The organism is Streptomyces sp. NPDC015345, from assembly GCF_043078805.1.
Lineage (GTDB): Bacteria > Actinomycetota > Actinomycetes > Streptomycetales > Streptomycetaceae > Streptomyces.
The window spans coordinates 754,278-779,402 of the sequence record NZ_JBIBTX010000001.1 but is presented as its reverse complement, the minus strand read 5'-3'; the positions used below and the strand labels follow the sequence as shown (position 1 = coordinate 779,402).

Annotated in this window: 27 protein-coding genes; 12 read left to right on the top strand and 15 right to left on the bottom strand. The window is 71.9% G+C overall.

Annotation, left to right across the window (positions count from 1 at the left end):
• Positions 1 to 191: 191 nt before the first annotated feature.
• Entirely contained in the window at positions 192 to 1,247 is a 1,056-nt protein-coding gene (locus ACF062_RS03580) for a DUF3068 domain-containing protein (RefSeq protein ID WP_392135133.1), read from the bottom strand.
• A 234-nt stretch (positions 1,248 to 1,481) separates the two neighbouring features.
• On the opposite strand from ACF062_RS03580, the gene ACF062_RS03575 reads away from it, so the two are divergent.
• A complete protein-coding gene (locus ACF062_RS03575) occupies positions 1,482 to 1,634 on the top strand; it encodes a hypothetical protein (RefSeq protein ID WP_223774437.1) in 153 nt (50 codons plus the stop codon).
• 11 nt (positions 1,635 to 1,645) lie between these two features.
• Entirely contained in the window at positions 1,646 to 3,001 is a 1,356-nt protein-coding gene (locus ACF062_RS03570) for a helix-turn-helix domain-containing protein (protein ID WP_392135130.1), read from the top strand.
• Position 3,002: 1 nt separating this feature from the next.
• Here ACF062_RS03570 and ACF062_RS03565 read toward each other — a convergent pair whose 3' ends face one another.
• Positions 3,003 to 3,869, bottom strand: coding sequence for a YwqG family protein (locus ACF062_RS03565; protein ID WP_392135127.1), 867 nt, complete (start codon positions 3,867 to 3,869; stop codon positions 3,003 to 3,005).
• Between the two features lie 122 nt (positions 3,870 to 3,991).
• On the opposite strand from ACF062_RS03565, the gene ACF062_RS03560 reads away from it, so the two are divergent.
• On the top strand, positions 3,992 to 4,759 hold the full coding sequence (locus ACF062_RS03560) for a hypothetical protein (RefSeq protein ID WP_392135125.1): 768 nt from the start codon (positions 3,992 to 3,994) through the stop codon (positions 4,757 to 4,759).
• Between the two features lie 39 nt (positions 4,760 to 4,798).
• Here ACF062_RS03560 and ACF062_RS03555 read toward each other — a convergent pair whose 3' ends face one another.
• On the bottom strand, positions 4,799 to 5,329 hold the full coding sequence (locus tag ACF062_RS03555; protein ID WP_392135122.1) for a DUF4232 domain-containing protein: 531 nt from the start codon (positions 5,327 to 5,329) through the stop codon (positions 4,799 to 4,801).
• A gap of 244 nt (positions 5,330 to 5,573) precedes the next feature.
• Positions 5,574 to 6,026, bottom strand: a complete 453-nt coding sequence (locus ACF062_RS03550) for a MarR family winged helix-turn-helix transcriptional regulator (RefSeq protein WP_392135119.1) — start codon at positions 6,024 to 6,026, stop codon at positions 5,574 to 5,576.
• Positions 6,027 to 6,116: 90 nt separating this feature from the next.
• On the opposite strand from ACF062_RS03550, the gene ACF062_RS03545 reads away from it, so the two are divergent.
• On the top strand, positions 6,117 to 7,148 hold the full coding sequence (locus ACF062_RS03545) for an NADP-dependent oxidoreductase (RefSeq protein WP_392135116.1): 1,032 nt from the start codon (positions 6,117 to 6,119) through the stop codon (positions 7,146 to 7,148).
• A 104-nt stretch (positions 7,149 to 7,252) separates the two neighbouring features.
• Positions 7,253 to 7,681: an organic hydroperoxide resistance protein gene (locus tag ACF062_RS03540; RefSeq protein WP_392135113.1), complete on the top strand. Its 429-nt coding sequence runs from the start codon at positions 7,253 to 7,255 to the stop codon at positions 7,679 to 7,681.
• A gap of 69 nt (positions 7,682 to 7,750) precedes the next feature.
• Here the strand turns inward: ACF062_RS03540 and ACF062_RS03535 are convergent, their stop codons facing one another.
• Complete coding sequence (locus ACF062_RS03535) at positions 7,751 to 10,357, bottom strand: M14 family zinc carboxypeptidase (RefSeq protein ID WP_392135110.1); 2,607 nt, start codon at positions 10,355 to 10,357, stop codon at positions 7,751 to 7,753.
• 152 nt (positions 10,358 to 10,509) lie between these two features.
• On the opposite strand from ACF062_RS03535, the gene ACF062_RS03530 reads away from it, so the two are divergent.
• Positions 10,510 to 11,325 (top strand): EI24 domain-containing protein, encoded by an 816-nt coding sequence (locus ACF062_RS03530; RefSeq protein ID WP_392135107.1) that lies wholly within the window; start codon positions 10,510 to 10,512, stop codon positions 11,323 to 11,325.
• Here ACF062_RS03530 and ACF062_RS03525 read toward each other — a convergent pair.
• Both ACF062_RS03525 and ACF062_RS03520 read right to left on the bottom strand, forming a co-directional pair.
• A complete protein-coding gene (locus tag ACF062_RS03525; RefSeq protein WP_392135104.1) occupies positions 11,283 to 12,551 on the bottom strand; it encodes a pyroglutamyl peptidase in 1,269 nt (422 codons plus the stop codon). The genes ACF062_RS03530 and ACF062_RS03525 overlap by 43 nt on opposite strands.
• A gap of 59 nt (positions 12,552 to 12,610) precedes the next feature.
• Positions 12,611 to 12,847, bottom strand: coding sequence for a hypothetical protein (locus tag ACF062_RS03520; RefSeq protein WP_392135101.1), 237 nt, complete (start codon positions 12,845 to 12,847; stop codon positions 12,611 to 12,613).
• 173 nt (positions 12,848 to 13,020) lie between these two features.
• Here ACF062_RS03520 and ACF062_RS03515 point away from each other — a divergent pair, with 173 nt between their 5' ends.
• From ACF062_RS03515 to ACF062_RS03505, 3 genes are all read left to right on the top strand, one after another.
• A complete protein-coding gene (locus ACF062_RS03515) occupies positions 13,021 to 13,617 on the top strand; it encodes a TetR/AcrR family transcriptional regulator (protein ID WP_392135098.1) in 597 nt (198 codons plus the stop codon).
• A 70-nt stretch (positions 13,618 to 13,687) separates the two neighbouring features.
• Positions 13,688 to 13,828 (top strand): hypothetical protein, encoded by a 141-nt coding sequence (locus tag ACF062_RS03510; RefSeq protein WP_356577329.1) that lies wholly within the window; start codon positions 13,688 to 13,690, stop codon positions 13,826 to 13,828.
• On the top strand, positions 13,825 to 14,457 hold the full coding sequence (locus ACF062_RS03505; protein WP_392135095.1) for a LysE family transporter: 633 nt from the start codon (positions 13,825 to 13,827) through the stop codon (positions 14,455 to 14,457). Before ACF062_RS03510 ends, ACF062_RS03505 begins: the two co-directional genes overlap by 4 nt.
• A gap of 162 nt (positions 14,458 to 14,619) precedes the next feature.
• On the opposite strand, the gene ACF062_RS03500 is transcribed toward ACF062_RS03505, so the two are convergent.
• Positions 14,620 to 15,195 carry a TetR/AcrR family transcriptional regulator gene (locus ACF062_RS03500; protein WP_392135092.1) on the bottom strand — a complete coding sequence of 192 codons (576 nt, stop codon included), beginning with the start codon at positions 15,193 to 15,195 and terminating at the stop codon, positions 14,620 to 14,622.
• Positions 15,196 to 15,290: 95 nt separating this feature from the next.
• Here ACF062_RS03500 and ACF062_RS03495 point away from each other — a divergent pair, with 95 nt between their 5' ends.
• Positions 15,291 to 16,457 carry an agmatine deiminase family protein gene (locus ACF062_RS03495; protein ID WP_392135089.1) on the top strand — a complete coding sequence of 389 codons (1,167 nt, stop codon included), beginning with the start codon at positions 15,291 to 15,293 and terminating at the stop codon, positions 16,455 to 16,457.
• Positions 16,458 to 16,548: 91 nt separating this feature from the next.
• Here ACF062_RS03495 and ACF062_RS03490 read toward each other — a convergent pair whose 3' ends face one another.
• The gene (locus ACF062_RS03490) at positions 16,549 to 17,538 is read right to left on the bottom strand and encodes an aldose epimerase family protein (RefSeq protein ID WP_392135086.1); all 990 of its coding nucleotides are present in this window, start codon (positions 17,536 to 17,538) and stop codon (positions 16,549 to 16,551) included.
• A gap of 38 nt (positions 17,539 to 17,576) precedes the next feature.
• The gene (locus tag ACF062_RS03485; protein ID WP_392135084.1) at positions 17,577 to 18,491 is read right to left on the bottom strand and encodes an SGNH/GDSL hydrolase family protein; all 915 of its coding nucleotides are present in this window, start codon (positions 18,489 to 18,491) and stop codon (positions 17,577 to 17,579) included.
• A gap of 341 nt (positions 18,492 to 18,832) precedes the next feature.
• On the opposite strand from ACF062_RS03485, the gene ACF062_RS03480 reads away from it, so the two are divergent.
• The gene (locus tag ACF062_RS03480) at positions 18,833 to 19,327 is read left to right on the top strand and encodes a DUF3145 domain-containing protein (protein WP_205033928.1); all 495 of its coding nucleotides are present in this window, start codon (positions 18,833 to 18,835) and stop codon (positions 19,325 to 19,327) included.
• A 102-nt stretch (positions 19,328 to 19,429) separates the two neighbouring features.
• Here the strand turns inward: ACF062_RS03480 and fabF are convergent, their stop codons facing one another.
• From fabF to fasR, 5 genes are all read right to left on the bottom strand, one after another.
• Positions 19,430 to 20,692 (bottom strand): beta-ketoacyl-ACP synthase II, encoded by a 1,263-nt coding sequence (gene fabF, locus ACF062_RS03475; RefSeq protein ID WP_392135081.1) that lies wholly within the window; start codon positions 20,690 to 20,692, stop codon positions 19,430 to 19,432.
• Between the two features lie 69 nt (positions 20,693 to 20,761).
• The gene (locus ACF062_RS03470) at positions 20,762 to 21,010 is read right to left on the bottom strand and encodes an acyl carrier protein (protein ID WP_055531551.1); all 249 of its coding nucleotides are present in this window, start codon (positions 21,008 to 21,010) and stop codon (positions 20,762 to 20,764) included.
• Between the two features lie 72 nt (positions 21,011 to 21,082).
• Positions 21,083 to 22,084, bottom strand: coding sequence for a ketoacyl-ACP synthase III (locus tag ACF062_RS03465; RefSeq protein ID WP_223774419.1), 1,002 nt, complete (start codon positions 22,082 to 22,084; stop codon positions 21,083 to 21,085).
• Positions 22,085 to 22,112: 28 nt separating this feature from the next.
• Positions 22,113 to 23,024, bottom strand: coding sequence for an ACP S-malonyltransferase (locus tag ACF062_RS03460; RefSeq protein ID WP_356577320.1), 912 nt, complete (start codon positions 23,022 to 23,024; stop codon positions 22,113 to 22,115).
• Between the two features lie 90 nt (positions 23,025 to 23,114).
• Entirely contained in the window at positions 23,115 to 24,245 is a 1,131-nt protein-coding gene (fasR, locus tag ACF062_RS03455) for a fatty acid biosynthesis transcriptional regulator FasR (RefSeq protein ID WP_392136498.1), read from the bottom strand.
• Positions 24,246 to 24,439: 194 nt separating this feature from the next.
• On the opposite strand from fasR, the gene ACF062_RS03450 reads away from it, so the two are divergent.
• Positions 24,440 to 25,105: a pirin family protein gene (locus ACF062_RS03450; RefSeq protein ID WP_392135078.1), complete on the top strand. Its 666-nt coding sequence runs from the start codon at positions 24,440 to 24,442 to the stop codon at positions 25,103 to 25,105.
• The last annotated feature ends 20 nt before the right edge of the window (positions 25,106 to 25,125 follow it).

Sequence of the window (25,125 nt, the reverse complement as noted above, 5' to 3'; positions counted from 1 at the left end):
TCTCAGGGTGCGGAACTGTGGGGGGCCGGGCGGGAGAAACGGTCCTGCTGGGGTCTGCGGGTGCGGTGTCCGGCGTGTGCGGGGGTGGTGCGGGGACTGTGTTCGGGTGGGGTGGTCAGTTTTCGCCGCCCCTTACCGCGGGTCTACTCACCGAGGTGACAATTTCCGGGCTTTTCCGGCCTGACGTCTCATCACATCGTGCTGGGATGCAGGGCCGTCTTGGACGTTCCAGGATTCGGACTCCCCGGCTCCGCTGATCCGCCGTCCCCGCCGGGGCCGTTCCCGTGTCCGGCGGAGCCGTCCGCACCGTCGTCCCTGCGCCCGCGTACGACCCAGACGGCACCGGCGAGCGCGAGCACGGCGCCGAGTACCCCGGTAACCACCGGAAGAGTCTCACCGACCAGCTTCAGCCGGTCGCTGTCGTCCTTGGCGAGCTTGACCTGCGCCTTCTGCGTGTCCGGGGTGAAGGCGACACGCTCACTGTCGAGCAGCACCCTCGCATCCTTGTCCGAGCCGGGCGCGCGCAGCGTCTTGCGGGGCCCGATCGCGGCGTAGATGATCCGACCGGTGCGCTGGTCGGCGACGAGCTCGATGCCGTGGTTGGCGTAGTACTCGTCGGCGATCACCTGGCTCTTCCTCGGCTGTCCGACCAGCCGCCCCGGCACCTGCCGCGTACCGGTCTTGGTCGCCTTCACCGTCGCCGTGAAGCGCAGGCCCTCGTACCCCTGGATCTTCTTCGTGCCCCGGTACGTGAGCGGCACCGTCGCGCCGAGCGTGTTGTCCCACCAGCGGTAGGAGCGCTTCTCCACGTCGAAGGGGAACTTCAGGTACGCCTCCCCCTCGAAGTGCGGCTCCTCGCCGCAGCAGTGCACCGGCTTGTTCGTCTTCCGGTCGGTGACCCAGCGCTCCTGGGTCCACTGGAGCGAGTCGTGCGGGGTGGCGGCGGGCAGCGACTTGTCCGGGTCGACGGAGGTCACCACGTCCCAGACGGCCCGCCCGCTCTCCTCGCTGTCGGCGACGTCACCGCGGACCTGGCGGGTGATCGTGAGGTTCTTGTCGTGCACCGTTTTGATCTTCTTGGTGTCGAAATAGCTGCCTTTCCCCTTGAAGACGGTGATGGTGTCGATATCGGTCGGTGTGCGTTTCGCACGTGGCTCGACGTACCAGGCCAGCATGGGTGCCAGGACCAGAAGAAACGCGCCGAGGCCTAGGAGGATCAGGGAAAAGGGCGAGGTGGTGCGGCGCATGGGGGCACTCCTGGGCTATGGGCGGGAGAAGTGTTACCGAGCCGTACGTATGGGCGGGGAACCGTAGGCGCACCCTTGACTAGGTGTCAATGGATGCAGAGACTGGGGCCCAGCCGGACGGGACCGGCCGGGACTGTGGGACTGTACGAAACTCCGTGGCGCCGCCGCGCGCCATGAACCGGGACCCTATGCCCAGGGTGGGGACGACCTCCGACAGAGAGGCTGGCCCTCGCAATGCACCGACTGCTCGCCGCATCACTCACCGTCGCCGCCGGGGCGCTGCTCGCCGTGGGCGCCGCCCTCGGCATCGTCGCGCTCCTCGACGCCACACCGGAGCAGCCCAACACGCCGCTGGTGCACTACGACGCGCCTTCGCGGGGTCAGTGACCACCGTGGCCGTGACCGACACCCAGCCCCCCGAGGCCGCCGCGGCGGACCAGGGCGCCGCGCCGTCGCGCTCCGCCTGGCGGGACGTGCCGCCCCGGCAGGTCCGACGGTTCGCCGCGCTCGCCCTGGAGGAGGTCCCCGCCCTCGCCCAGGACATCCTGCGTGAGATCCGCGCCGAGTACCCGGGCCTGCCCGTCGTCCTCGACGACTCGGGGGAGCCCATGGCGCTGGTCGGCATCCGCCGCGCCCTGGAGGGCTTCGTCCAGCAGCTGGCGTCCCAGGAGGGCCGGCCCCGCTACCACCTGGAGGTCTTCCAGGAATTCGGCCGCGGCGAGGGCCTGCACGGCCGCAGCCTCGACTCGCTCCAGGCGATCTACCGCCTCGGCGTACGCCTCGCCTGGCGCCGCCTCGCCGAGATCGGCCAGCAGATCGAGATCCCGCCCCCCGCCATGTACGAACTCGCCGAGTCGGGCTTCGAGTATCTGGACGGCCTGGTCGACCAGTCCGTACGCGGCTACGCCGAGGCCGCGGCCCGCGAGGCCGGCGAGCGGCTGCGGTTGCAGCGCAAGCTGATGGAGCTGCTGCTCTCCGAGCGGCGCGCCGAATCCACCGGCGGCACGGCACACGCCACCGGCACGGGCCGCGGCTCGTCGTCCGGACCCGCCCCCTTCGGCAACGCCCTCGGCGAGCGGGCCGCACGGGTCGGCTGGCAGCTGCCCGAGCGGGTCGCCGTGGGCGTCCTGCTGCGCCCCGCCCGCGAGGCCGTCGCGCCCGCCGTCGGGGAGGGCGTCCTGCTCGACATGGAGGCCGAACAGCCCCGCATGGTCGTGCCCGACCCCGAGGCGGCCGGCCGCCCCGAACTGCTGCGCCGCGCCATGACCGGCTGGTCGGGGGCGATCGGCCCGCCCGTGCCCCTCGCCGACGCCGCGAAGTCACTGCGCTGGGCGGAGGCGGCGGTGCGGCTCATGGAGCGCGGCCTGCTGCCCGCCGGCGAGGTCCTGCACTGCACCGAGCACACCGAGGCCCTGGTGCTGCTCCAGCCCGAGGAGCTCATCGAGGACCTGGCCCGCCGCTGCCTGGCCCCGCTCGACCACTGCGGCCCCGCCCACGGCCGCCGCCTCGCCGAGACCCTCCTCGCCTGGCTGGAGACCCGCGGCGGCGCCCCCGAGGTCGCGGCCCGCCTCGGCGTCCACCCCCAGACGGTCCGCTACCGCTTGCGGCAGATCAGGGAGCTGTGGGGCGACGAGGTGGACGACCCCGACCGCCGCTTCGAGCTCGAACTGGTGCTGCGCGCACGGCGGTTGAGGGGACTGCTCGGCCGCGCCGAGCCTCCCGCGCCGGGCCGGGCAGGCGGCACCGCCAGGTGAGTCAGCAGCACTGCCAGGTGAACAGCGCCCGGTCGAAGCGGAGCTCCGCCAGGTCGGCGCGGCGTATCAGCCAGTAGAGGCAGCCCACGTCGCCCCACATCATGCCCGCCGCCTCGTCCGAGTCGAACTGGGCGAGCAGCACCCACCGCTCCGTCTCGTCGGCGAGCCGGGGGTCGTGCCAGTCGGTGCCGGGGCCCAGCGCCGCGCGGGCGACCTCCAGCTCGACGGGCCCCTGCACCGACTGCGGGGTGCCGCCGAGCTGGTGGCCCACTTCGCTGCCGTACTCCCACAGGGCATCGGTGAACTTCTCGCCGCACACCGGGTGTTCGTACTTCTCGAAGGGCTGCGCCTCAGGTGCCAAGGCCTGCTGGATCCGTGGGTGCGTGGCGCCAGCGACCGTCAGGTCGGCGCGCGCGGTGAGCGGGATGTGGGGGTAGGCGTCGAGCTCCTCGGGCGTGGCCCGCGCCTCGGCGGGCGTGCCCGCGGGCACGAACACGACCCGGGCCCCGGCCCTCGACTCGACGTCGCCCACGTCCACCAGGGCGTCGCCGTCGTCCAGTTGGCCGTCGAAGTAGAAGAAGGCCAGCGTGCCCGAGGCGGGGAACGGTATGTCGAGCACCCCTCGGGGCAGGGCCGCGCAGTCCACCGAGGCGATGAACGACAACGGGCCGTTCCCCTCCCACACCGGCCACTCCACGTCCCGTGGCAGCCGGGGCTCCCCGCCCAACTGGCCCACCACCGCGTCGTCCCCGCCCGCCGCGGTGAGCCGGACGCCGGGCCGCAGCAGCCCGAGCCACCGCTCGGCGACGTCGGAGGGAAGGTGCTCATGGGCGAGGGCGCGCAGTGCGCCCGAAGAGGTCTGCGTCATGCCCCCGATCATGCCTCCCACCACTGACAACGCCTCGCCGCGCCGGAGTTATTGATTCCGCACACAACTTTCACAGCGGTGACTTCCGCTGTCACGTGCGCGGCACCTAGCCTCCAGGCCTCATGGACTACTGCCACCCGTGCCACAGGCACCTCAACGGCGCCCTCGCCTGCCCTGGGTGCGGAACCCCGGCCGAAGCCTGCCGGGAGTACGCGCAGGCGGCCACCGCGGGGGAGGAACCGGGCGGCAAGGACGCCGCGTACGACGACGAGTCCCCGCGCATCCGCTCCCGCCGCAAGGAGCGCGGCCGCGGTGAGCGGGGCCGCAGGGAACGCGGCCGCAAGGCCGCCCACCGTCGCAGGCGCCGCAAGGTCCTGCTCGCCACCGCGGGCCTCGCGCTGGCGGCCGGCGGTCTGAGCCTGGCCGAGCTGGGCGCCGAGGGCCCCTCCGGCGACCCGGCCGCCGCGTCCGCCCCGGACGGCGGCGGTCCGAGCCCGTCCCCGGGGGCGGCCGGGGGCCCGGGCGGCAGCGCACCGGCGTCCGACGCGGCCGGCTCGTCCTCGGCGTCCGCGGAGGCGAAGAAGGACGCCGAGGACGAGACGGACGAGAAGGACGCGGCCCGGAAGAAGAAGCGGGATAAGGACCGGCAGGAGAAGCGGGACAAGGAGCGCGCGGACAGGGAAGAGCGGCAGGGGCAGGAAGAGCCCACGGACGACGGGCGGCCCGACGGCTCCTCACCGACCGCCCCTGGCGCCCCCGCCGACACCCCCGGCTCATCCGCCCCCACCACACCCCCGCCGACCGCCGAGAACCCGCGGCCGACCCCGGAACCGGAACCAGAACCGGAACCGGAAGAGCCGTGCGACCGCTTCCTGTGGTGGTGCACGTGACGCGGTGCCGCGCGGAGCGTCACGTGCGGCCGGGCCGCGTCAGTTCATGAAGGGAACGGCGTCGGCCGGGTCGGCGTGCCAGTTGGTGGAGACGGGCTTGTCGACCAGCGTGGCGCTGGGCAGCTTCAGGGTGACGGCCCCGGCCTCGTCACCGGCGACGGCGAGGTGCAGCCGCTCGTACTCCGTGCCGTAGTCGTCGTCGGTCGTCTTCGGGTTGATGCCGGCGTAGGCGGCGGTGGCACCGGAGAGCTTCACGGAGTCGGTGACGGCCTGCTCGGCAGGGGTGACCTCCGAGTCGGGGGAGGACCCGAAGGAGGCGGAGGGGATGGTGCCCTCCAGGTAGCAGGTGATGCCGGGCCTGGCCTTGGCGGTGACGAGGAGGTAGCCGCCGGCCTGCGTCTTCTCGGCGAGCTTGAAGGTCAGGTCGTTGGTGCCGCAGAGCTGCTCGACGGGAGCCTTGCTCTGGCCGCCGGCGGCCAGAGCGGTCCCGGCGGCGGTGGTGGCGAGGGCCGCGGCGGCGACGGCGGTGAGGGCGAGACGGGCGGAACGGGCGGCAAGACGCGAACGCATCGAGAACTCCATGGTGACGAAGAGCGGATGCCCAGCGAGCTGCTGGACGGCTCTCAGCGTGTGCCGCGATCCGTCCCATCCACTACGAAACCCCGACATGACGGGACGCTGGAACGCCGGAAGGGCCGCTGACCAGCACCGATGCCACCCGTCTGGAACGACCGACTGGAACGACCGACTGGAACGACGGGCTGCAACAAGGGCTGCAACGACGGACCGCAACCACCGCCCGCGACGTCGGCGGCTACGCCTCCTCGCCCAGCATCCTGCGCAGCAGCCCCCGCAGCGAGAGCCGCTCCTCGCGCGAGAGCTCGGCCAGCGGCTCGCGCGCGAAGTTCAGGGAGTCGCGCAGACCGCGGGCGACCTCGGCGCCCTCCGGGGTGGGCGCCGCCAGCTTCACGCGCCGGTCGGCGGGGTCCGGGCGCCGCTCGACGAGACCGCGCGCCTCCAGGCGGTCGACGATGCCCGTGATGTTCGACGGCTCGCACTTCAGCTTCTGCGCGATGCGGCGCATGGGCATAGGTTCGAGGAAGAGCAGACCGAGGACGCGCGCCTGCGCGCCCGTCAGCGCGTGCTCGGCCGCCGCCTCCTCGTACTCCTCGTAGTAGCGCCCGACGACCGTGCCGATCAGCTCGACGACTTCGCGCGTCAGCGGATCGGCTCGGGAGGAAGGGGTACGTGAGCTGCTGGTGGCCATGGCGACCAGGCTACCCACTTACTTGACATCATGAAATATCCAGGAGCATGGTTGTTTCACAACCTGAAGCATTTCTAGGAGGACGCCCGCATGTCCGTCACCCCCGAGCAGCTCCCCTCCGTCAGCCGCGAATGGCACCTGGTGCGCCGCCCGAACGGCTGGCCGGTCCCGGAGGACTTCGCGCTGCGCGAGGTTCCCGTCACCGCCCCCGCCGAGGGCCGCGTCCTGGTCCGCAACCTCCACTTCTCCGTGGACCCGTACATGCGGGGCCGGATGAACGACGTGAAGTCGTACGTCCCGCCGTTCCAGCTCGACCACCCCATGGAGGGCGGCGCGGTCGGCGAGGTCGTCGCCTCGAACGCCGAGGGCTTCGCCGTGGGCGACCACGTGCTGCACTTCGCGGGCTGGCGCGAGTACGCCTCGGTGCCCGCCCAGTACGCCACCAAGGTCGACGCCGACGCCGCGCCGCTCTCCGCCTACCTCGGGGTGCTCGGCATGCCGGGCCTGACCGCGTACGCCGGGCTGCTCGAAGTGGCCTCCTTCAAGGAGGGCGACGCCGTCTTCGTCTCCGGCGCCGCCGGTGCCGTCGGCAGCCAGGTCGGCCAGATCGCCAAGCTCAAGGGCGCCTCGCGCGTCATCGGCTCGGCCGGATCGGACGAGAAGGTCAAGCTCCTCGTCGAGGAGTACGGCTTCGACGCGGCCTTCAACTACAAGGACGACAAGCCGGTCGCCGAGCAGCTCAAGGAGGCCGCCCCCGACGGCATCGACGTCTACTTCGACAACGTCGGCGGCGAGCACCTGGAGGCCGCCATCGGCCGTCTGAACGTGCACGGCCGCGTCACGATCTGCGGCATGATCGCCAGCTACAACGAGAAGGAGCCGACCCCCGCTCCGCGCAACCTCGCCCTGGTCATCGGCAAGCGCCTGCGCCTTCAGGGCATGCTCGTGCAGGACCACTCCGCGCTCCAGCCGGAGTTCGTCCGCGAGGTCGGCGCCTGGATCCGCTCGGGTGAGCTGAAGTACAGCGAGACGGTCGTCGAGGGCGTCGAGAACGGCGTGGAGGCCTTCCTCGGCATGCTCCGCGGCGAGAACACCGGAAAGATGATCGTCTCCCTGGCCTGAGGCCACCGAGGACCGACCCCGATTTCCGGTATCCGATAATGTGATTCCACTTGGCCGCGGTTGTGGGCGCGCGCCGCGGCATGCATCGGGAGGAATCGGCAGTTATGTCCATTCAGAAGATCGACGTCAAGTACACCGCGGTCGCCACCGCCGAGAACGGCCGCGACGGCCGTGTGGCCAGCGACGACGGCAAGCTCGACGTCGTCGTGAACCCGCCGAAGGAGATGGGCGGCAGCGGCGCGGGCACCAACCCCGAGCAGCTGTTCGCCGCCGGGTACAGCGCCTGCTTCCAGGGCGCCCTCGGCGTCGTCGCCCGCAAGGAGAACGCCGACATCTCAGGCTCGACCGTGACCGCGAAGGTCGGCATCGGCCAGAACGAGTCCGGCGGCTTCGGCCTGGAGGTGGCGATCACCGCCTCCATTCCGAACGTGGACGCGGCCACCGCGCGGTCCCTCGTCGAGAAGGCGCACCAGGTGTGCCCCTACTCGAACGCCACGCGCGGCAACATCACGGTCGAGCTCGCGGTCGCCTGACCCGCGCTCGCCCGCACGCGAGGGCCGCACCCCGGAGCCGGGGTGCGGCCCTTCGCCGTGCCCTGCCGCTTATCGCGCGACGCTCAGCAGCGCCCGCCCGACCTGCGGGAACGCACCCTTCGGGTGGTCACGGAAGAGCGGCTCGGTGCCGAACAGGACGACGTTCGCGCCCCGTGCCGATCCGCTGACGACCGAGGCCCGGCCCGCCGCGTCCGCAGGCCCGCCGGCGCCGTCCTCCATGGCCCGCCAGTGCCCGGAGACCAGGGGGTTCCCGGCCCCGTACCGCTGCTCCACGCGCACACCGGAACCGAGGCCGGTGAACCACATCGGCGAGTAGACGAAGCTGTGGTCCGGGGCGCCGCCGGTGACCGTGCCGCCCGCGTTGGCCACGCGCACCACGCCGTTGGCGTCGCCGTTGCCCTCGACCGCCTTCGCGGCGAGCAGCTTCGTGTCGGCGTTCAGCGCGGCGCCCGCCGCGCCGCGCCCGACGAGGCCGCCGCCACGGGTGAGGAACCGGTCCAGGCCTGCCTTCGCCGTCGCGTTCAGCTTGGCGTGGTCGAGCCCCGCCGAGACGAAGAGCGCGTCGGCCTTCTTCCAGTCGAAGCCCGCGTTGAGCACGGCCGTCGACACGGGCACCACGTCGAAGTCCATCTCCCGCAGCGCGAACAGCTCGCCCGGCGTGACGGCCGCCGCGACCCGCGTCCGGTGCAGCACGGCGCCGCCCTCGGCCTTCGTCGCGTCGAACGCGACGTCGTACTTCTTCGCGGCGGCGGTCGCGGCGCGGCGCGCGGACGACGGCACGATGGCGCTGCCGTCCCGGTCCCGGCGCGCCGGAACCCCTTCGGTGAGCAGCGAGTTGAGGGCCGCGATCTCCCGTGGGTCGTCGAGCCGCAGCCGCAGGTCGCCGCGCGGCGCCACGTACCCGACACCGGCCGCGGCACGCACCTCGCGGGCCCGGACACGGTCCAGCTCACCCTTCTTCGCGGACTCCACGGAGTCGACGCTCGCGCCCCACAGCCGCCCGAGGCTCCACCCCGAGATGTCGTACATGGTCGACACCTTGCCGCTGATGTCCCGCCCCTCGGCCAGCATCACATTGGCCAGACCGCGCTTGGGCTGATGCATGTCGACGACGTACGAGCCCTTCGCGTACGTCTTCCCGCCGAGCCGGAAGCCGTGGCTCGCCCGTTCGACCCGCACGTCATTGGCGATCAGATGGTCCACGAGCCGGGCCGCCGCCGTCGCCGAACGCTGACCGCGCCCGTGTGACGCGGAGCCCGCCGGAATCACGTACGCGCGCGGGAACTCGGTCGTGTAGACGTCCTCGGGACCGATCCCGGGCACGCCCGGCACCGTCTCCTCCGAGACCGGCACCTGCTTCGCGCCCGTCGCGCCCCGCCGGAAGACCTCGATCTGGTCGGCGATCAGCGTCGTGCGCCGACTGTCGGCGAACTCGATGCTCGCGCGCATGGCCGCGCCCGCGATGTCGACGTTGATGCCGGCCCTGCGCCGCAGCTCGGCGACCGGCTGCGTCTCGTACGCCGCGTTGTTCACCTGCATCGGGAACTCGATGGTGTGCGTCGCGACCGCGCCGTGGAAGGGCATGTACTGCGGGGTGAAGATGGGCGGCCAGTCGTCCCAGCCCTCCTCCTGGTCACGGAAGGGGATGACGGCGGGCTTCACCCCGTCCTTCTCCTGCGTGTACCCGAGGCCGTTGACGGCGGCCTCCATGCCGAGGGCGTTGGCGTAGGAATTCTTGAGGAAGAGGTCGTACTCGTAGTTCTCGCCGTGCGGGGGAGTGGTCGGCTCGATCAGCGTGCCGTTCACGTACCCGTGCAGGTCGATCATCACGGCGGGCTGCTTGGCGACGGCGATGGCGCGGACCGCGCGCGCCTCGGGCTGGGAGGCGGTGATGAAGTCGCGGTTCAGGTCGAAGCCGTTGGCGTTCGCCCGGGTGCCGGCGATGCGGCCGTCGGGGTTGGTGGTGACGCTGAAGTAGAGGCGGTTGCGCGCGAGCAGGGACCGGCTCTTCCCGTCCTTCGCCTTCGCCAGCTTCTCGATGAGCTTCAGGGCGGCGTCGGTGCCCTCCCACTCGTTGCCGTGGATGTTGTTGTTGATGAAGACGGGCGTCTTGTACGAGGACTTGATCGCCTTGTCCTTGGCGGCGGACGCGGGGTGGTTCTCGATGCGCTCGCGCATCCGCTCCTGCCTGGCCGTCTCGCGCGCGGACTCCGGGGCGGTGACCGTCACGAGGTAGAGCGGGTGTCCGCCCGCCGAGCGGCCCGCGATCTCCACGCTGACGCGGTCCCCGAGCCGCTGGAGCTCATTCAGCTTCGGGGCTATGCCGTGGTACGGCGTCAGCCCCAGTTTTATCGACTTGTCGGCAGGATTCTCCGGAGGTGCGGGGAGCTTGCGCTCGCGCGGGTAGCCGCGGCCCCTGTCACCGGCGAGCCCCGGAGCCGGGGCGTCCGCCAGGGTGTCGCCGAGGGCGCGCTCGGCGGCGGCCTGTGGGGCCTTCGCCGCCCGGTCGGCGCCGAGCGGCGAACCCTCGCGGGTGACCGGGCGCGGCGTCGGGTCGGCGGTCGCGCTGCCCGGGGCGAGCGCGGTGAGGACCAGCGCGCCGGCCGTGGCGGCGGTGGTGAGCAGAACGGGTCTGGATGGCCGGGACATGCCCATGCGTACCTCCGATGATCGGTAAGCGAGGTCTTACACGGTTCAACTCCCGCGCAACAAGAGGGCATTACCAGGAAACCTTCCGCCCCTGCTGTGACAGTCCTGGCACACGGCACCCAGCAAAGCACCCCTCACCTGCGGCTAAGGTGTGCCGCATGCGTGATCTCGGTGTGGGCTTCGGCTACTTGATGAAGGGCCAGCGCTGGGTCGCCCAGCACGGCAAGCAGTACGGGATGGGCCTGTTGCCCGGCCTCATCACCCTTGTCCTGTACGCGGGGGCGCTCGTCGCGCTCGCGCTCTGGGGCGCCGATGCCATCGGCTGGGCCACGCCCTTCGCCGACGACTGGTCCTCGCCCTGGCAGGGCCTCTTCCGCGGCTTCCTGACGGCGCTGCTCTTCGCCCTCGCGCTGCTGCTCTCCGTCCTCACCTTCACCGCCGTGACGCTCCTGATCGGGCAGCCCTTCTACGAGTCGCTGTCCGAGAAGGTCGACATCGCCGAGTCGGGCCACGCCCCCGAATCCGGGCTCCCGCTCTGGCGCGAGCTGTGGATCTCCGCACGGGACAGCCTGCGCATCGTCGTACGCGCGGCCGTCTGGGGCGTCCTGCTCTTCGCGCTCGGCTTCATCCCCGTCGCCGGGCAGACCGTCGTGCCGGTCATCGGCTTCTGCGTGACCGGTTTCTTCCTGGTCGAGGAGCTCACCGCGGTCGCCCTCCAGCGCCGAGGCGTCGACCTGCGCGAGAGGCTCACGCTGCTGCGCTCGCGCAAGCAACTCGCCTGGGGATTCGGGACGCCGCTCGCCGTCGCCTTCCTGGTGCCGTTCGTCGCGGTCTTCCTGATGCCGGGCGCGGTCGCGGGGGCGACGCTGATGGCGCGGGACCTGCTGGGCGAGAACGGCTCGGACGACGGCGAAGCGGCTTCCCGTGGCGGTCAGGACTCCGCCGCGGCCACCCGCAGGATGCCCCGCACCTGAGCGATGATGTCGAGCCGGTTCCGTACGAACTCGGGGTCGGTGACGGCCCCCGTCGCCGGGTCGGTGTTCCCCGCGCCGAACTGGAGGACGGGCGTGTGCACATGGCCGCCGGGCAGCCGGTCGCGCAGCCCGAGCCGGTCCCGCAGCAGCGTCGCCCGGTAGGCGATCTCGTTGGACAGATAGTCACCGCCGCCGCCCGCACGCGCCGTCGACCCCTCGGTGGGCCCATCGGGCCGGACCACGGGCTGCGTGCCACCCGCCGGGATCTCCGTCACCGACGTGTTGTCGTACACGGGGAAGCGGCCCGTCCCGCCCTCCACGATCTTCTTGTACGGGAGGGTCGTCGTTGTCCACTGGGGCTGCGAGGCAGGGTCGTTCACCGGCACGGTCTCCGTCCTGGAGACGTTCTCGTTGTCGGGGAAGCCGCCGCGCCAGGCCCCGTTGGTCCGCTCGATGTCGAAGCGGCCCACCCGGCCCTGACTGATGGTGGTGAAGAGGTCGACGCGCGGAAGGTGCGGCCGCAGCGCACGCTCCACGGCGCCGTCGGCGAAGTCCTGCCAGCGGACGGGGAACGTGACCGCCTCGATGCGGGCGGGCCCGTCGGCGGTGCGGATCGTCGTGCCGTCCAGGGCGAGCGCGGTGGCGCCCGACGGATTGCTGATGCGGACATCCCGGTCGAGCGTGAACGGGTCGAACCCGGTCACGAGGATCCGCTTGGTGTGCCCCCGCCCATGAGGCAGGAGCACGTCGTCCTGCCCGCGTGAGGCGGACTCCAACGCCCGTATCAGCCGGTCCCGCCCGCCCTCGCCGAGGGAGAAGCGGTCGGGCTTCCACTGCCGCAGCTCACGCGTCATCCCCAGCCGGGCCCAGTACAGCGGCCGGTCGTCGTCCCGGCTCAGCTCCCCTCCGGTGGGACCGCGCCCCTGCGCCCGGTCGACGGCCCGCCGCCACAGCGACCTTCCCTCGCGTACGACGAGACGCCGCGCCTGTTCGTAGGAGCGGGCCTTGCCGAGGGCCCGCGCGAACTCCGGGGCGACGGAGTCGAATCCGCTGCGCCGCAGGATCTCCTGCGGGACGGCGCGGTCGAGCCGCTTCTCCTCGACGGTGGCGGGACGGCCGTCGGCGTCCGGGGCGGCGGTGGCGGTCGCGGGGGCGGCGAGGCCGGTGAGCAGGGCGGCGGCGCCGAGGGCGCCGAGTCGAGACAGCACAAGAGATCGAGAACGCACGCGAGTCCTTCCGTAACCGGTGGGGTGGCGGGAGTATCGCGCGACGGGAGGGGCGGGCGCTACGGCGTCCCGCGGGCGATCCGACGGCGCGCGGCCAGGGCGAGCAGGACACACCCGGCGACACCGACGAGCAGATCCGTCCACGCGGGGGCGTGGGCCTCGCGCAGCAGGGCGGAGACGCCGAAGGAGGTGTCCCACGCCGCTTCCGTGACCGCGGAGCCGAAGCCCTGGACGAGCAGGATGAAACCGAAGAGGGGCAGCAGGCCTCCCGAGGACTTCGTGGTGCTCTTCGCCATGGATGTGTCTCCCTCTGCCTATGTGATGTGCCTGCGTGATCGCACAGCGATGTGACCGCATGTCCAGGTGACCGCGTGATGTGATGCGACCGCATCGGAATGCGCTTCGCCCGATCATGCCTCGCCGACGGGATATGATGCAACCGCATCACAATCTGGGGAGGCCACGCCACATGCCCAAGCAGGTCGACTACGAGGAGCGGCGCCGCCGCATCGCCGAAGCGGTCTGCCTCCTGATCGCCCGCTCCGGGATGGAGTCCGTCAGCCTCCGCGACGTCGCCGCCGAGGCGCGGGTGTCGATGGGCGCGGTCCAGCGCTGCTTCCGCACCAAGGACGAGATGCTGCTCTTCGCTCTGGAGGACATCTCGCAGCGGGTCGGCGAGCGCGCGAGAGCCCGCATCGAGATGTCCGACGCGCCCCGCTCGGCCGCGACCCTGCTGGACCGCACGCTGGCCGCGCTCGCGCTCGTTGACGCGGAGGACAGGGAGCAGGCGCAGGTCTGGGGCGCCTTCGTGGCGCACGCCGCGGTGAGCGGGCAACTGGCGGCGGTGCTGCGCGAGACGTACGCCAAACTGCACGAACTCCTCGTCTGGCTGCTCGGCTACGGCAAGGACACCGGCGAACTGTCCCCGGCCCTGGACCCGTCCGCCGAGGCCCGCGCCCTGCTCGCCCTGACGGAGGGCCTCACCGCGCAGGTCCTGGTGGGCCATCAGACGCCGGAATCGGCACGGGAGGTGCTGGGGCGGTATGTGCGCGGCCTGATGACCTGAGCGCCCCGTGCCGGGCCCCCGCGCGTAATTCGGTTGCCGGGGCGGGGGCGCCGCCGCGAGGCTCTGGCTCATGACCACCACCATGCCGGCCGCCACCTCGGGCACCGTCACCCTGCCGCTGTCCCTCTCCGCCTCCCTCTCCGTCGCCGTTCCGGCGCGGGGTCAGCAGCAGGCCGGGCCGGATCGGAGGCCGATCCCCGCGCTCGCGTGAGCACGGCCCTGATCGCGGGCCTCCTCGCCGGCTACGGCATCGCCATGCCGGTCGGCGGGGTCGCGACCTACCTGGTGGCTCTGACTGCGCGTACGTCCCTGCGGACCGGCGCCTGCGCCGCCCTAGGCATCGCGACCGCCGACGGCCTCTACGCCCTGGTCGCCGCGGTGGGCGGCACCTCGCTCACCCGCCTCATCGCGCCGCTCATGACGCCCCTGCGCTGGGCCTCGGTCCTGGTGCTCCTCGCGCTGGCGGCACGGGGAGCGGCCGTGGCGATCCGGCAGTACCGCGACCCCGGCACGGCCGTCGGCGGGACCGGCACCCCGCTCGGCCCCGCCCGCGCCTACGCCGCCCTGCTCGGCCTCACGCTCCTGAACCCCGCCACGGTGATCTACTTCGCCGCGCTCGTCCTCGGCGGCCGGACCACCGCGTCGCTGACGGGTCCCGAGCAGCTGGTGTTCGCGCTGGCCGCCTTCGTGGCGTCCGCCAGCTGGCAGCTGCTGCTCGCGGGCGGCGGGGCGGCCCTGGGCAGGGTCCTGACGGGCCGCAAGGGGCGCCTGATCACGGCCCTCGCGTCCAGCACGCTCATCACGGGCCTCGCGGTCCACCTCCTCGCCGCGGCGCCGTGACGCCGTGCGTCACACCGGCCGGCGTGCGGGGGAGTCCTCCTCCGCCAGCCGGCCGGTACGTACATGACGTTGGACGTCCCCGCGGAGCACCAGCCGCACGGGCGCAACACCTCCGTCCGGACCGGCTGTGTACCGGGCGGTGAATTGACGCGGCCGGGCCGGCTACGGCTGCCCCAGCTCCACCGCGACGGCCCCCCGCAGCAGCTCCCGCGCCCGGTCGAGCGTCGTCGTGCCGCTCAGCCATCGCTCGCTGACCCCCTCGACCAACGCGGTGAGCCGCTCGGCGGCGGCGCGCGGGTCGACCTCGGGCGCGGCCTGCCCGGCGGTCCGCGCCTGCCGGACCAGATGCGCCAGGTCGTCGGCCCACTCCTCGGTGGCGGCGGCCAGCTGCTCGCGCAGCTCCGGGTCGAAGACCGCGGTGGCACGCAGTTCACCCCAGGCGGCGCTGTTCTCCCGTACGCGAGGGGTGTCCTGGAGCTCCAGGAGCAGCAGGTCGGTGAGGCGGGTGCGCGGGTCGGCGGCGGTGTGCAGCGCGGGATCGGTGTATCGGACCGCGCGGCGGCCGATGAACTCCAGGGTGCGGCGGAGCAGGCCCGCGCGGTCCTTGAAGTGGTAGTAGATCAGCGCCGTCGACACCCCGGCCTCGGTGGAGACCTCCTCCACGCGCAGCCCGCGCACCCCACGCCGGGCGATCAGCCGGGCGGCGGCTTCGAGGATCTGAGTGGGCCTGTCCGGCATTCGCGTACTCCACTGCCTGAGGATTCGACTGGTTCCGGCCCTCGATCATGCCTTACGCTCATCCTGACTAAATTTTCAGTCAGGTAGGGAGCGGCATGAATCGGGACACAGGGCTCGGCCCACGACTGTCCAGACGGCGGACCCTGAAGGCGGCAGGCGCCCTCACGGCCCTCGGCGCGGCGCTGACCGCCTGCGGCGCCGAGCCGGCCAGGGGGCCGGGCGACGGCCCGGACGACGGCAGCGGCTCGGACCGCCGTGCCCGGCGCCGGCGCATGCCGGACGAGGCGAGCCCACACGAGCTGACCTACATGTCCTGGCCGAGCCGCCGCATATGGAAGGCGTACGTCCATGCCATACGGGAAGACATCGCGCGGATCGCCCGGGCGATCGCCGAATTCGAACCGGTGACCCTGCTCGCGGACGAGCGGGACGCGAAGGAGGCCCGGCGGGCCTGCGGCTCGGGGGTCGAGATCCTGCCGGCGCCGGTGGACGACCTGTGGATGCGGGACACGGGCCCGAGCTTCGTGCGCGGTCCGGACGGCATCGCGGGCGTCGACCTCAACTTCAACGGCTGGGGCGGCAAGCAGCCGCACGCCCGTGACCGTCGCGTCGCGCGGCGCGTCCTGTCCGACCGTGGCGTCCCCCGCATCGAGGCGCCGATCGTCGGCGAGGGAGGCGCGATCGAGGTGGACGGCGCGGGCACGCTGCTCGCGACGGAGAGTTCGCTGGTCAACGCCAACCGCAACCCGGGCATGTCCCGCGACGACGTCGAGCGGGCGCTCAAGCGCCTCTTCGGCGTCACCGAGGTGCTCTGGGTGGACGGGGTCAGGGGCAAGGACATCACTGACCACCACATCGACGCGCTGGCCCGTTTCGCCGCACCGGGCGTGGTCGTCATGAGCACCCCGCCCTCGACGACCGCCGAGGACGTCTGGACCAGGGCCTACCGGCAGGCCCGCGACACCCTTGCCACGGCCAAGGACGCCCGCGGCAAGACCCTCGACCTGATCGACCTCCCCGAACCGACGGACATCGGCCGCCGGGGCCGCGACTTCCTCGCGAGTTACGTCAACTACTACGTGGCGAACGGCGCCGTGATCATGCCCCGCTTCGGCGACAGGAAGGCGGACGACGACGCCGCGGCGATCGTGCGGGACCTGTACCCGGGCCGCGAGGTCACCCAGGTCCCGGTGGACGCGCTCGGCGAGGGCGGCGGAGGAATCCACTGCGCGACCCAGCAACTCCCGAAGGCGGGGCGGTGAGCGCGGTGGCGGTGGCCGGTGCGCGCTCTCCCTCGTCCACCCCGGCCCGCAGCGCACCGCCGAGGAACTGACGTCCGAGGGCGGAGCGGGGTCAGCGCACGGAGAACCCGTACACGGTCTGCGAGGCGTACACCTCGCCCGGCCGCAGCGTCGCGGAGGGAAAGCCCGGCCGGTTCGGGGAGTCGGGGAAGTGCTGCGTCTCCAGCGCGATCCCGTCACCCGGTGCGAACGGCAGGTCCGCCGCGAAGTGATCCGCCGTATAGAGCTGAAGCCCGGGTTCCGTCGTCGCCACGCTGAGCGTGCGGCCGGACACGGGGTCGCTCAGCGCGGCCACCGGGACCGGCCGGGCCGTGACGCCCTTGTCGAGCACGTAGTTGTGGTCGAGCCCCGGCCCGGCAGGCCGTGCCGAACGGAAGTCGAAGCGCGTCCCGGCCACGTCCTCGTACACCCCCGTCGGAATCCCGGCGCCGTCCGTCGGAGTGATCCGGGAGGCGGCGATCCGCACCTCGTGCCCGAGCGCGCTGCCGGAACCGGCGCCCGCGAGGTTCCAGTACGTGTGGTTGGTGAGGTTCACGACGGTCGGGGCGTCGCTCGTCGCCTCGTACGCGATGGTCAGCGCCCCCGCCGCGTCCAGCGCGTACGTCGCCGCGACCGCGAGCCGTCCCGGATAGCCCTCCTCGCCGTCCGGGCTCACCCGCGAGAGCCGCACCCCGTGGTCGCCGGCCGGCTCCGCGTCCCAGACGTGCTTGTCGAAGCCGCGCTCACCGCCGTGCAGGCTGTTCGGCCCGTCGTTTCGCGCGAGGCGGTGCGTACGCCCGTCGAGCGTGAAGGCGCCGCCCGCGATCCGGTTCGCGTACCGCCCGACCAGCGCCCCGAAGTACGGCCCCGGATGGCCCAGATAGCCGTCGAGCCCCTCGAACCCCAGCGCCACCGACGCCACCAGCCCGGAACGGTCCGGAACCTGCGCCGACTGCACGATCCCGCCATACGTCAGCACGCGCACCCGCACCCCGCCCCTTTCCAGGGTCCAGCGGTGGACGGACGTGCCGTCGGGGAGCGTGCCGAAGAGTTCACTGCGCATGCCCGCGACCCTATGCCCGGGCCGCCGCCCGCCCCCGCCTACGCGACCGGCTTGCGCGCCGTCACCTGCCGGTAGGCCAGCTCGGCCAGGCGCGACTGCCCATTCTTGCTGGGGTGGAACCAGTCCCAGTGGCTCAACTGGTCGCCGTCGAAGCGGTAGTCGAAGACCGCCCCGCCGTCGTACCGGCAGCGTCGGTCCTCGTCGCACACGTCCTCAAGGACCTCGTTGTACGCCACCACTCGCTCACGCACGGTGTCGCGCCGCTCGGACGCCGCGGCACCGAGGTCGTCCGGATCGCTCAGCATCGAGGAGCAGATGCCCAGCTTCCACACCTGCTTGCCCAGTGGATTGGTGCGCCCCTGCGACCAGAGCCGCTTGAGATCCGGCACGGACGCCACGTACACCTGCGTCTTCGGCAGCGAGCGCCGCAGGGTGCGCATCGCCTGCTCGAAGTCGGCGCGGAAGTCGTCGACCGGCGTCATCGACGCGGCCGTCGGCCGGCAGGCGTCGTTGGCGCCCACCATCACGGTCACCAGCTCGGGCCGCTCGGTGACGGCGCGGGCCACCTGCCCCGGCAGATCCGCCATGCGGGCGCCGCTCTTCGCGTGGTTCCAACTGTGCGAGGCGGCCCGCCGCTTCCCCAGCAGCCGCGTCGCGAGGCTCTTCACCTCGGCGCCCGTACCGGTCGCCCAGGACGCCTCGGGGCAGTCGGAGAGCACCGAACAGGCGTCAAAACCACGCGTGATGGAGTCACCGACGGCCGCCAGTGAACGAGGCGTGGTGTCCCAGGTGGGGGTCGGTTTGGGGGAGGGGCCGACATGCGCGGAGGCGCCGGGGGCCGAGGCGTTGCCGCCCTGCGCGTCGCAGGCGGAGAGCGTCGCGGTGCCGAGGAGGGCCGCCGCCGCGAGGGCGACGGTGCCGCGCGAGCGTGAGCGGTGCCTGCGATTGCGCATCCCCTGATCCCCTCTGTCGTTCAACGTGACGTCGTGCGCGTGCCCGGGGTTGCGCCCCGCCGGGTGAAAGGTCGGACTTTCCTGCCCCTCGGACCGACGGTACGTCACACTCCTTGCGCCGCCGCACGGTAGCCTCGCCCCGTAGCTGTCCGGCCCTGCTGTCACGGGTGGCGACAGGCGGGTGATCCACCCGGTGACGCCCTGCTGCTGTGGTTCCGCTAAATTACATCACGTCACATCTGTCCCCTTTTCCCAGGTTTCTCTAGCATTTGGGGAAAATTGCTCGGCACGGGCGCGAGGCCGCTGGGGAAGGCGAACCTCGACCCACACTGGAGGTCCCGGTGACGACACGTGGAGTTCTGTACGTGCACTCCGCTCCGCGCGCGCTGTGCCCACACGTCGAGTGGGCCGTCGCGGGCGTACTCGGCGCGCGTGTGAGCCTCGACTGGATCAGGCAGCCCGCGGCGCCGGGCACCTGGAGATCCGAATTCTCCTGGCAGGGCTCGGTGGGCACAGCCTCCAAGCTCGCCTCGGCCCTGCGCGGCTGGGATCTGCTGCGCTTCGAGGTCACGGCGGAGCCCTGCGCCACCGCCGAGGGCGAGCGGTACAGCGCCACGCCCGCCCTCGGCATCTTCCACGCCGTGACCGGCCTGCACGGCGACATCCTCATCCCCGAGGACCGCCTGCGCGCCGCCCTGGCCCGCTCGCAGCGCGGCGAGAGCGACCTGGAGGCCGAGCTCGCCAAGCTCCTCGGCAAGCCCTGGGACGACGAACTCGAACCCTTCCGGTACGCGGGCGAGGGCGCGCCGGTGCGCTGGCTGCATCAGGTCGTCTGACATCTCTGCCGGGTAACCGGAAGGGCCCCCACCATGCGGTGGGGGCCCTTCCGGTTACCTACGACTCCGGTCACGTACGACCGCGTCACGCGGCCGACCGCGTCAGACGGTCCTGAACGCCAGGACCACGTTGTGACCGCCGAAGCCGAACGAGTCGTTCAGCGCCGCGATCCTGCCCTCGGGCAGCGGGCGGGCCTCGTCGCGGACGACGTCCGCGTCGACCTCCGGGTCGAGGTTCTGGATGTTGATCGTCGGCGGAGCGACGCGGTTCTTGAGCGCGAGGACCGTGGCCACGGTCTCCACGCCGCCCGCGCCACCGAGCAGGTGCCCCGTCATCGACTTGGTGCTGGAGATCGCCATGTGGTCGACGTCGTCGCCGTAGGCCTTGCGCAGCGCCTTGATCTCCGCGACGTCACCCTGCGGCGTCGAGGTGGCATGCGCGTTCACGTGCATGATCTCGGCCGGCTTGAGGTCCGTCGTGTCGATGAGGTTCTGCAACGCCGCGGCGATGCCGTTGCCGGACGGCTCGGGCTGCGTGATGTGGTGCGCGTCGGCCGAGATGCCCTGGCCGACGGCCTCCGCGTAGATCTTGGCGCCGCGGGCCTTGGCGTGCTCCTCGGACTCCAGGACGACGACGCCGGCGCCCTCACCGAGCACGAAGCCGTTGCGGTCCGCGTCGTAGGGGCGCGAGGCGCCCTGCGGGTCGTCGTTGTTCTTCGACATCGCCATCATGTTGCCGAACGCGACGATCGGCAGCGGGTGGATCGCCGCCTCCGTGCCGCCCGCGACGACGACGTCGGCGCGGCCGGTGCGGATCATCTCGATCGCGTAGCCGATGGCCTCCGCGCCCGAGGCGCAGGCCGACACCGGGGTGTGGACGCCCGCGTGGGCGCCCAGCTCGATGCCGACGTTGGCCGCCGGGGAGTTGGGCATCAGCATCGGCACGGTGTGCGGGGAGACGCGGCGTACGCCCTTCTCCTTGAGCACGTCGTACTGGTCCAGGAGGGTCGTCACGCCGCCGATTCCGGAGGCGATGACCGCGCCGAGGCGGTGCGGGTCGACCGAGGTGTCCTCGCCGGCCTTCGCGGTGTAGCCCGCGTCGGCCCAGGCCTCCTTGGCCGCGATCAGCGCGAACTGCGCCGAGCGGTCCAGCTTGCGCGCCTGCGGGCGGGGGATGACCTCGCCCGGCTCCACGGCGATCTGACCGGCGATGCGGACGGGCAGCTCGGCTGCCCAGTCCTGCGCCAGCGTGCTGACGCCGGAACGGCCCGCGAGCAGGCCCTCCCACGTCGAGGCTGCGTCGCCACCCAGCGGTGTGGTTGCGCCGATACCGGTGACGACCACGGTGCGATTGGTCGAGTTCACAGGAAATTTCTCCACGGTGTTGAGGGGATCAGCGGCGCCACCGCCGGGTGGCGACTGAGCACGGCCTGATCAGGCCTGGTGCTCGAGGATGTACTTGGTCGCGTCGCCGACCGTCTTGAGGTTCTTGACGTCGTCGTCCGGGATCTTGACGTCGAAGCGCTCTTCGGCGGCGACGACGACCTCGACCATGGACAGCGAGTCGACGTCCAGGTCGTCGGTGAAGGACTTGTCCAGCTGGACGTCCTCGACCGGGATGCCGGCGATCTCGTTCACGATCTCCGCGAGACCGGCGACGATCTCTTCCTGAGTGGCGGCCATGTTGGCGCTCCTTCTTATGTATCCAGAGGGTGTGGCGTCCTGGGGACGGACCGGATGATCCGTACGAGACGCCTAGGGGAGGGTAACGACCGTGGCGGCGTACACGAGACCCGCCCCGAAGCCGATGACGAGCGCGGTGTCGCCGCTCTTCGCCTCGCCGGTCGCCAGGAGCCGCTCCATCGCGAGCGGGATCGAGGCGGCCGAGGTGTTACCGGTGGTGCGCACATCACGGGCGACCGTGACGTGCTCCGGCAGTTTCAGAGTCTTCACCATCGAGTCGATGATCCGCTCGTTGGCCTGGTGCGGAATGAAGACATCCAGGTCGTCCGCGGTGATTCCGGCCGCGTCCAGCGCCTGCTGGGCGACCTTCGCCATCTCGAACACGGCCCAGCGGAACACCGCTTGGCCTTCCTGCGTAATCGCAGGGAACTTGTCGGGGGCGCCGTTGCGGTACGCCTCCCAGGACTCGGTCTGCTTGATCGTCTCGGACTTGTCGCCCTCCGAGCCCCACACCGTGGGGCCGATCCTCGGCTCCTTGGAGGGGCCGACGATCACGGCGCCGGCGCCGTCACCGAACAGGAACGCCGTCGCGCGGTCGCTCAGGTCGGTGAGGTCGCTCAGCCGCTCCACGCCGATGACCAGGACATACTCGGCCGAGCCGTCGGTGACCATACCCCTGGCCAGCGTCAGGCCGTAACCGAAGCCGGCACAGCCCGCGGAGATGTCGAACGCGGCGGGCTTGCCCGCGCCGATCTTGTCCGCGATCTCGGTCGCGATGGCCGGGGTCTGCTTGAAGTGCGAGACCGTCGAGACGATCACGCCGCCGATCTGCTCGGGCGTGATGCCCGCGTCGGCGATCGCCTTGCCCGCCGCCTCGATCGACATCGCGGCCACGGTCTCCTCGTCGGAGGCCCAGTGGCGGGTGGCGATGCCCGAGCGGGAACGGATCCACTCGTCGGACGAGTCGATCGTCTCCAGGATCACCTCGTTCGGCACGACACGGGTGGGCCGGTAGCCGCCGACGCCCATGATCCGCGCGTACGGGGCGCCCTGACTGGGCTTGATCTTCGACATGCGCTACGGCTCCTTGTCTGTCGTCGGCTCAGGAATGCTCGGCGACGAGCGCGCGGGCCGCGTCGAGGTCATCGGGGGTCTTCACCGCGAGCGTCTGGACGCCCTTCAGCGCGCGCTTGGCCAGACCGGTCAGCGTGCCGCCGGGGCACACCTCGATCAGCGCCGTGACGCCCAGCTCCTTGAACGTCTCCATGCACAGGTCCCAGCGGACCGGGTTGGCCACCTGGCCGACGAGGCGCTCGATCACCTCGGCACCGGTGGCGACCGGCTTGCCGTCGCGGTTCGAGACGTACGTGAACTTCGGGTCGGCGGGGGTGAGTCCCTTGACGGCCTCCTCCAGCCGGGCCACCGCCGGAGCCATGTGCCGCGTGTGGAAGGCACCCGCGACCTTGAGGGCGACGACCTTGCGCACACCCTCGGGCTTGTCGGCCTCCAACGCGGCCAGCTGCTCCTTGGTGCCGGCGGCCACGATCTGGCCCGCGCCGTTCACATTGGCCGGGGTCAGGCCGAGCTTCTCCAGGTGCGGGACGGTGATCTCCGGGTCGCCGCCGAGCAGTGCCGCCATGCCGGTCTCCGTGACGGCGGCGGCCTCGGCCATGGCGAGACCGCGCTTGCGCACCAGGCGCAGGGCGTCGTCATCACCGATGACACCGGTGTACGCGGCGGCCGTGATCTCACCGACGCTGTGTCCGGCGACCGCGCCCGGCGTGATGTCACCGAGTGCCGCGGCGGAGAGCAGTCCGGCGGCCACGAGCAGCGGCTGCGCCACGGCGGTGTCGCGGATCGCGTCCGCGTCTCCTTGCGTGCCGTAGTGGGCAAGGTCGAGCCCGATGGCGTCCGACCAGGCACCGAGGCGGTCTGCCGCGCCAGGGAGGTCGAGCCAGGGGGTCAGGAAGCCGGGCGTCTGAGCGCCTTGGCCGGGAGCGACGAGTACGAGCACTCTCACACTCTCTCTTGTCGACGGCGTAAGCCGCCCGTGGGGACAGGGACGAAGAACGGCTGGGGGAATTGTAGGGGCCCGACAAAAGCCCTACGACTGAGGATCCCCGTCGGCCAGACGCCCCAGGATGAGCGCGATCCGGAGCGTGAACGCGGAGCGCACATCGGAAGGCGACCAGCCGGTGACGTCAGTCACACGTCGAAGCCGGTAGCGCACGGTGTTGGGGTGGACGAAGAGCATCCGGGCCGCGCCTTCGAGGCTGCTCGCCTGCTCCAGATAGACACTGAGCGTCTCCAGGAGCGCGGAGCCCGCTTCCTCGAGTGGTCTGTAGATCTCCTCCACCAGCTGCTCGCGGGCCGCCGGATCCCCGGCCATGGCTCGCTCGGGCAGCAGATCGTCCGCGAGGACGGGCCGCGGGGCGTCCTGCCAGGCGGCGCACGCCTTGAGCCCGGCGGCCGCGGCCTGCGCGGAACGCGTGGCGGCGAGCAGATCAGGGACGACCGGCCCGGCCACCACGGGACCGGCGGCATACGGGCCGATCAGCGCCTTCGCGACCGCCAGCGGGTTGTCGCTGCCGCCCGCGATGACCACCAGGCGAGCACCGAGCACCCCCGTCAGGACCTGGAGCTTCGCATGCCGGGCGGCCCGGCGGATGGCCTCGACGGTGAGCTCGCTGTCGCCGTCCGGTGCGGTACCGAGCAGCACGCAGACATGCTCGGGAGAGTTCCAGCCGAGCGCGGCGGCGCGGGAGACGGCTCCCTCGTCGGCCTCCCCGGAGAGCACGGCGTTCACGACCAGCGACTCCAGCCGGGCGTCCCAGGCACCGCGTGCCTCGGCGGCCTGCGCGTACACCTGCGCGGTCGCGAAGGCGATCTCGCGGGCGTAGACGAGCAGCGCCTCACGGAGGATGGATTCGTCTCCCGGGGCCGCCACCTCGTCGATGGCGGACTCCATCACCTCGATCGTCGTACGCACCATCTCCACGGTCTGGCGCAGGGTGATCGCCCTGGTCAGCTCGCGGGGCGCGGTGCCGAAGACATCGGTGGAGATGGCCTGCGGAGCGTCCGGATGCCGGAACCACTCGGTGAACGCGGCGATACCGGCCTGGGCGACCAGGCCGATCCAGGAGCGGTTCTCCGGCGGCATCGCCCGGTACCAGGACAGTGTCTCGTCCATGCGTGCGATGGCCTGCGCCGCGAGGCTCCCTGACGACTTCTCCAGGCGCTTGAGGGTCGCGGTGTGCGCGTGGGGGGTGCGGCGGTCCTGGCGGGGCCCGGATCCCGGCTCCTGTGGGGAACCGGGCGGGAACCCCGGCCGGGACTCCTGGTGGTCTTCGTTCGCTGAGGGTTCGGGCACGGGGACAAGACTGCCTTATCGGGGCGGGGACGTGCGGTGCCGGGGCTAACGTGGGGTGCGTGATAGACGTACGGCGCTCCGGCGACCGGTACCGCGGCGGGGAGGCGGCGGCGGGCATCGAGTCCTTCCACGCCTTCTCCTTCGGACCGCACTACGACCCCGACAACCTCCGCTTCGGCGCGATCCTGGCCTGCAACGAAGAGCGCCTCGCGCCCGGCGCGGGCTTCGACGAACATCCGCACAGCCACACCGAGATCGTCACCTGGGTCGTCGAGGGCGAACTGACCCATCGCGACTCGACGGGCCGCGAGTCACTGGTCCGCCCCGGCGACGTCCAGCACCTGTCCGCGGCGGGCGGCGTCCGCCACGTGGAACGCAACGACGGCAAGGCTCCTCTCATCTTCATCCAGATGTGGCTGGCCCCCCTCGCGCCGGGCGGCGACCCGTCCTACGCCGTCATCCACGGCATCGCCGACTCGACCCCGTACGAGATCCCCGGCGCGGGCGCCCTGCTGCACACCCGCCGCCTGACCCCGGCCGAACGGACTGAGCTGCCGGACTCCCCCTTCGTCTACGTCCACGTGGTGCGCGGCGAGATACGGCTCGGTGAGGAGCGGTTGACAGCCGGGGACTCGGCGCGGATCACAGCCGAGACGGGCGTGGAGGCGGTGGCCGTGGGCGACGCCTCGGCGGAGCTGCTGGTGTGGGAGATGGCGGGGGAGTAGGCGGAGAGCAGGCGGGGGAG